1 protein-coding gene (running past one end of the window) is annotated in these 7,306 nt (G+C 69.1%); it reads right to left on the bottom strand.

The features are described 5' to 3' along the window. Positions 1–268: 268 nt before the first annotated feature. On the bottom strand, positions 269–7,306 hold the end of the coding sequence (locus tag G6O54_RS26150) for a CARDB domain-containing protein (RefSeq protein ID WP_165229876.1). It continues 26,253 nt past the right edge of the window; the window shows 7,038 of its 33,291 coding nt (coding positions 26,254–33,291); its start codon lies beyond the right edge, outside the window — the gene reads right to left on this strand; the stop codon is at positions 269–271.

Here is a 7,306-nt window from a genome sequence, read left to right as displayed (position 1 = left end):
CTAGCCTTTGAGGTCCTGGCCGGCTGTTCCAGGATCTGCTGCGCGATCGAGAGCCTTCGTTGCATGACGACGGCTCGCCCGAGCCTCGGCAGGAGCCTCGCCCTCCCGAAGAGACGCGTCCCAGGCCCGGGAGGGCGAGGCTCCGGCCGAGCCCGGGGCAGGCTGGCGACTGCGCCCAGGCATGGTTCCCGGCCGCATGGCGGAACCGGCAGGCGCACCGGGAATCGTCGCGGTCCGATCTCAATCGCGGGCGGTCAGGACCGCCTTTTCACCGCACCACGGGCCCCTTCTTGCGGCTGATCGGATCGACGGACACCAGGCCCTCGATGACGAGGTCCACTTGATCGGCGAGCGGTCGTGACGGAGCCGCGATCGGGGGCACGGTTTCGGCCTCGCGGACGACCTTGGGCGCCCGGGGCCGGGCCACCGGCCCCGGGCGCCGGTTCGGGATGGCCGGCGGCGAGCTCTCGCCGCCGTCGGCGAGCAGGCCGTCGGCGGCCCGCTTCCGCAGGAAGGATCGTCCCTTCCCGATCCGACCAAGGCCCAGGAGGCCGGTCGGATGGACGGGGGCACCCTGGGCCGTTCCATCCTGGCCGACGGTCCCGCCCCGCCGCGGATCGCGGTCGTCCGGCATGTCCACGCGGGCCGGCCGGCGACCGGCGAGGGCCACGAGGACGCCCGGAGTTGCCCCCTGGCCGCGGAGCGGAGCGGCCTCCAGGACGGTCATCAAGGAGGATTCCAGCGACTGCGCTGGCAATTCGGACGGGCCGCTGCGGAACGTCCGCGGCAGGAAGCCGCCGCTCCCCTGGGCCGGGAGAGCGGTTCCGGACTGGCCGAAGAGGCTGCGGAGGTAATCATCCGAGCTGTAGACCGCCCCGTGCTCGTGCGGCAGGACGACGGTCGAGAAGGCCAGATCCTGCGTGCCCGTCGATGCGTCGAGCTCCATCAGGTCGGTCTCGGCTCCCGGTGCGATCGCATGGTCGAGGCCGAACGTGTGGCCGATCTCGTGGCTGATCGTATCGGCCAGCGATCGGACGAACTCGGGTTCGCTATGCCCCAGGGATCCGAGGGCATCCGCCGTCGCCGCCGAGAAGGCGAAGCCGACGTTGGCGGCGGTGTTCCCGGGATCCCACGGCGCGAAGCCCGCCGTCCAGGTCACGTCCCCGCCGGAGTGGTCGGGGTTGGTGCCCACGAGCCAGTCGCCATCACCGCCGACCATGATCACCGTATCCCCCGCGCCGAAGAGCGGGTTGAGCGACCATGCGTCGTCGCGGAGGACCTGCACCGGGTACGCGGCGAAGTCCTCGCGGACGGCCTGCACCACGCGGCCGATCTCCGCCTCGCGGTCGGCCCCGTCGAACGGGACGAAGCCGGCGTGGACCAGGCCGGTCGAGCCGGGCACCGCCACGACCTTGGGCAGGGCGTCGAGCTCGCCCCCGTCGAAGTCGAGGAAGACGCGGGTGTATCTCGTCGCCGCGGCCGGCGCCGGCGAGCCCAGGACCACGGTCTGGAACTTGTAGGCTGCGGCCGTCGGGTTGGAGAGGGTCAGGACGCGGGGCGTCGTCGTCTCCCCCGGGCTGAGGATCTTGTCGGTGCCGGCCATGGTGGTCAGGTCGAAATAGGGGCTCCCGTCGGGCATCAGGCCGTCCATCCCGACCGCCTTGATGGTCGTCGGCGAGAGGCCGACCAGGTCAACCCAGAGCGGGCCCGAGATCGCGCGGTCGGACGCGTTGGTGACCTTGACGTAGAAGGACGTCGTCTTGGTCACCCGGTTGTACTGGGCGCCGTAGTAGGTCACGCTGACCAGGCCGGTGACGTCGGTCTGCTCGGCGACGGCATCCACGCGGATGACGAAGCTGCGGGTGAGCGTCAGGCCGCCCGAGTCCGTGGCCCGGACGTCCACGACCACGGACGACGCGTCGGCGTAGCGGAGCGACACGCCGGCCCGGAGCTTGAGGACGCCGGCGACCACCTCGAAGCGGGCGTCGTTCACGACGTCGAACGTGAGCGAGTCGCCCGCATCTGGATCGGTCCCGGTGAGCGTCCCGACGGTCGCGCCGGCCACCTTCTCGGAGACCGAGCCGCCGGCGAGCTTGATCGAGGTCGGCGTCTCGTTCACGTCGGTGACGGCGATCGTGAAGGTGCGTGTGATCGCGAGTCCGCCGGCGTCGGTGGCCGTGATCGTCAGGACGACGGTCGGCTCGGCCTCGTGGTCGAGGCTCACGCCGGCCTTGAGGCGCAGGACATTCCCGATCACATCGAAGCGGCTGTCGGAGACGGTGAAGGTGTGGCTGTCGCCCGCGTCGGGGTCCGTCACCGTCAGGCCGCCTACCGCGGCCCCGGCGGCGTTCTCGGGCACCGAGGTGTTGTCGAGGGTCAGGTCGGTGGGCGTGCTGTTGCCGGCGCCGACGAGCGTCACGTCGTCGAGGAAGACGCGGCCGTGCTTCTCGCCGAAGCCGAGGAGGTCGAAGAAGAGCGTCACCGACGTGCCCGGCGTGACTCCGGTCAGGTCCACCACGACCGTCGTGGTGCGGGAGAAGTCACCATGCGAGCCGGACGTCGTGATGCCGGCCACCGTGACGCCGGAGCCGAAGTACGTCGTGCCGTCGGCCTGGACGTTGAGCAGGGCGTCCGACCCGGAGAGGCCCTGCAAGGTGTCGACCACCGACTGGAACGTGGCGGCGTCCAGGAGCGCCGCCTCGAAGGCATCGGGCGGGCTGTTCGGGCCGGCCTCGAGTCCGTCGAGCCGGAAGGTGAATCGCAGCGATTGCGCGCCGACGGGGACCGTGAAGGTCTGCGAGAAGCGGCTGTTGAAGGTCGAGTCCTCCGCGAGCAGTCCGACTCCGTTGGCGACCGTCGCTGCGCCGATCGTCTGCCAGCCGAACCCGGGGTCGGCCGGGTCGCTGACGTCGAAGGTGCCGTTGACGATGGGACCGCTCGTGACTTGCAGGCCATGCGGTCGGTCGGGGTCATCGTCCCCGCCGCCCGCGGGTGTCGACGCGGCGATGGCCCAGACCGGGTCGCTCGCCGAAGGAAGGCGGCGGACGCCCGGAGCCAGGCTGTCCGTCATCAGGCTCTCGGGGACTCGCGCGTCGTCGAGGTCCGGCAGCCCGAGGACGTGGCCCATCTCGTGCATCACGGCGGTGAGCAGATCGACCCGGCCCGCAGCGGGGCCGTCGAGCGAGGCCCGGAGATGCAGGCCCGGGATCGACGCGACGTATTCCTCATCCGATGCGGGGCTGGCGTCGACGAACCAGCCGTAGCCGGCGGCGTCCGAGTCGATCAGGACCTGCCAGGTCCCGTCGGCCTGCTTCGACGTGAGGCCCAGGTAGGTGCCCGGCAGGTCGCGGATCTCGAAGTGCGTCTGGTCGAGCAGGTCTCGCCAACGATCCGGCCCGACGACCAGCGACCAGCGCGATTCGGCCGCCCGGATGATGTCGTCGAGAGGAACGGACGTCGGGGAGGTCGGGGCCGCCACGGATTCGCCCGCCGTCGATGACCCGGGCATCACGCCTCCGGCGCCCGGCAGCGGAAGGCCCACCATGAGCGGCGAGGCCGCCGGCCATGCCTTCAGCAACTGGCTCCCGGTGCCACCCAGATTCCCGACCGCCCGGATCGTCCTGGCTTCGGTCTCGGTCTTGTGGGTGATCCGGCGGCGCTGATTCACGACCTCGTCGGTCGTTGTGTTCAGCGACGGATAGAAGTTGTAAGCGGGCGTATTGGAGTCGAACCCATTGGTCAGGGCGTGGCCGATCTCGTGGGCGAGAGTTCGGGTCGCCAGGTCGAGGCCCGGCGACATGAAGAGGTACGTCTTCTCGCCGAGGGCGGCGATGAAGTCGGACGGGGAGCGGGTGAGGGCGCGAGCCCCGGCGAGCGGGGCGACCCAGAAGACGTCGAGGATGTCGATCCTCGAGCCGCCGACGTAGCTGTTGATGACCGTCGCGTCATCCATCCCGGCGCCGAAGGTGAAACTCCCATCCCGGAGGATGTCCGTGCCGGCGGCATCCTTCGGCGCGTCGGCGTAGACGGTGCTGTCGTAGATGACCCGGATCCCGGCCTGGGCCCAGGAGAGATTGGCCCGCAGGAGCTGGGCGTCGAGATAGGCCTGGGCCGCGGCGACCGACCCCAGGACCGTGTTCCGGACCCGGTCGAGGACGGGGACGTCCACCCCCGCCATCTCGTAGAAGGGCTCCGAGAGCTCGCCCGGATCCTGCTGGCCGTTGCCGTTGAGGTCCCGGTAGTCGAACCGGCCGTTGCCGGTGCCGACGTTGGGCGTGGCCGGGTTCCCGTCGTCGTCGTATCCGACGTCATCATACGGCTCGTTGAAGACGAAGTTGCGGATGTGGAGCTCACGACGGTAATCCGTCGATCGCTGATCCACCGGGATCGAGCTCACCTGGCGGACGGTGTTCGTGGTGAAGACGATGCGGACCGCCCCGTCAATGTCGGCCCGGTGGGTCCGATCGCCGGCCGTGTCGTCCTTCACGGGGCCGGTGAAGCCGTCGTGGACGCGGAAGCCGTCATCGGTCACGCGGGTATTGCCGGCGGGGGCATCGGTCGGCACGCCGGGGATGTCGTGCGCGGTCAGCAACATCGACTTCGAGACGAACACGCCGGTGTCCGGGCCGGTCTCGACCAGGCGGATGTCGGTCTGATCGTCGTCGGCAGAGCCATTGGCGAGGAGCGTCCCGATCGTGATCGTGAAGTCGTCGACCGCCGTCGGATCCAGGTTCCGGGACGGATCGATCACGCGGACGTAGAAGCGTTCGGGATCGCGATCGACGAAGGTATCGCCCAGGGCGTTCCGCACGTTGGCCCCGTTATAGCCATCGAGGCCGTTGCCGGAATCGGCGCCCCAGTGGCCGATGTTCACGAACCCGAGGGGGTTGTTCGCGGAGGTGACGACGTCGTTCCCGTAGACCTGGGAGCCATAGACCCCCGCGCTCACGAGGTCGAGCCCGACATTGGTCGTGGAGATGCTGTCACCGCCGGTGAACCCCCGCGGCCCGGAGCCGTCGGGGTCGATCTCGAACGTGATCAGGTGGTCGGCCGCCTTGGAGCTGGTCCGGACCGCCTCCACGTAGAGCGTGACCGTGCGCGACGCGGCGGAGAAGCCGAGCTTCGCCCAGTCGCCGGGGCCGTACTGCGTCCCGGCCGCGCTCGGCGTCACGTAGTTGCCGGATCCGGTGAAGAGATCCTTGCCGTTGCGCGTCTCGTAGCCCTGCTTCGTCCAGAGGCGGAGGAAGCCCGGGGCCGGCGAGTACGTGAGGCTCGCCCCGCTGCCGGACGTCGTCACCGCCATCGGGTCGGAGCCCTCGTAGACGATCCGGAAGCCGGCCTTCGAGAAATCCACGCCGGGCGCGACGGTGATGACGTAGGGGACGAAGACCTCGCCCTGCGCCTGGGTGGGCGCGGCGTCGTCGGCGTTCGCGGCGCCGTCTCGGTTGTAGCCGTCGGCGAAGTCCGGGATCCCGTCGCTGTCGCCGTCGTCGGCATTGACCTGGACGAGCACGCCCGGCGCCGAGTCCTCCGACTTCTCGTCCTTGCCGTCGATCACGCCGTCGCTGTTGGCGTCGGCATCGGTGTCGACCAGCATGAAGCGGAAGTTGTCCAGCAGGGCCGTGGTGTCGATGACGTTGAAGAGGCCGGGGGCTGTTAGCTCCAGGGTGAACGTGGCGGAGAAGCCCTCGGCGACCGCCGACGTGAACGGCAGCACGATGTGGGCGAAGGAGGTCATCGCCGATTTCAGGCCGATCGTCCCAAGGTCGACGTGCCGGCCGTCCATCGTGTCCATCGAGGCGGTCAGGACGTCGTTCGAGCTCGCGCCGATGACCTTGATGTCGAACTGGAAGCCCAGCTCTCCCTTCGGGATGTACATGCGGTTGTGGACGAGCTTGGTGAGGTCGCTGCTGAGCTTCAGCGCGTGGTTGCCGTCCGCCTCCGTGACGATCTGGGATTGCGGACCGTGGATCGTGGTCAGGCCCGTCGCGATCGAGCCGCCGTGGTAGATCCAGCCCGGGACCTCGTTCTCGGCGAGCGGGAAGCGCGTGCCCACGCTGCCGATTTTCATGGTGCCGGACTCGAAGTTACCGTTGTAGACGTCCGGCACGGCCTCACCGGAGAGCGGGTTGGAGGGGACGTCGTGGAAGGGACTGTTGTCGGCCTCGGTGTTGTCGAAGGAGACGTCGACGCCGGGGTTGCTGCTGGGCTGGAAGCCGCCGCCGAGCTGGGACCAGAACCAGCCCTCGCCGACGCCCTCCCAGATCGCGTCGGCGTCGTCGTAGACGCTCGCGTCGGGAGGTGCCGTCGCGGTCCGCTCGTAGCCGACGTACCAGGGGATCTCGTTGTAGGAGAGGGTCGGGAACGAGTAGTACTTCCGGTCCGCGGCCGTGCGGTAGACCAACTGGTCGTTGAACTCCCGGAGGGCCAGGTTGATGGTCCCGGCGTACCACTGCCAGACGCGGCTGTGGGGACCGCCGAGGAGATTGTCGAAGGTGAAGCCGGACCGGCCCGTGAGGTCGATGCTCACGTCCGCGCCGGAGATGTAGCGGCCGTTGGGCGTGGCCGTCAGGACGCTGTTGCCGACCGTCTGATAGTAATTGTCAAAGAACCCGATGTTGGACCATCGGAAGACGTTCGGGTCGCGGAAGTCCGAGTAATTCACGAGCTGCACGTTCAGGGAAGGCTGATTGAAGTCGTGCGGGTCCAGCGTCGTCATGTGGATGTTCTTCACGTCGGGATAGTACGTCCCGAGGCGCTGGATGATCTCGCTGTTGACGACCGTCCCGCGGCTGTGGGCGATGAAGTGCAGGGGCGACTTCAGGATGTCCCCGCCCAGCTCCTTGTCCAGGTTGGCGATCGCGGCGAAGAACGCGTCGGCCGCGGCCTCGGCGAAGCCGGAGTCGTTGATGTCCGACTCCTTGTTCCAGTCCAGGACGAGCACGACGGGCTTGCCGGCGCCGCCGCTCCGGAGCACGCCGAGCGCGTCGCCGCCGTTGGTGTGGTCGCCAGCGGCGTCCACGATATCCTCGACGAAACGGCCGTCGGTGCGATTGTACTTCAGCACGTGGCCGCCGGCCGGGTCGGCGATCATGTGCGCCATCGCGAGGAACGACTCCGGCTGCTGGAACGGAGAATTGCCCGGCAACGGATTGAGCTGGAAGCCGTGCGTGATGACCGTCACGCCGGAGAAGGGGGTCCCGCTAGCCGGGACGGGATCGGTGCGGAACGCGCCCGCGGCGCGGCCTTGCCAACTTCCGGATTCGGCGATCACGCCCCAGTAATAGACCTGGCCGGCGGTGAGCCT

It is taken from the genome of Aquisphaera insulae, assembly GCF_011064615.1.
In the GTDB taxonomy this organism is placed as follows: Bacteria; Planctomycetota; Planctomycetia; order Isosphaerales; family Isosphaeraceae; genus Aquisphaera; species Aquisphaera insulae.
Note: the sequence above shows the minus strand (reverse complement) of the source record. Positions and strands in the feature narration are given on the sequence as shown.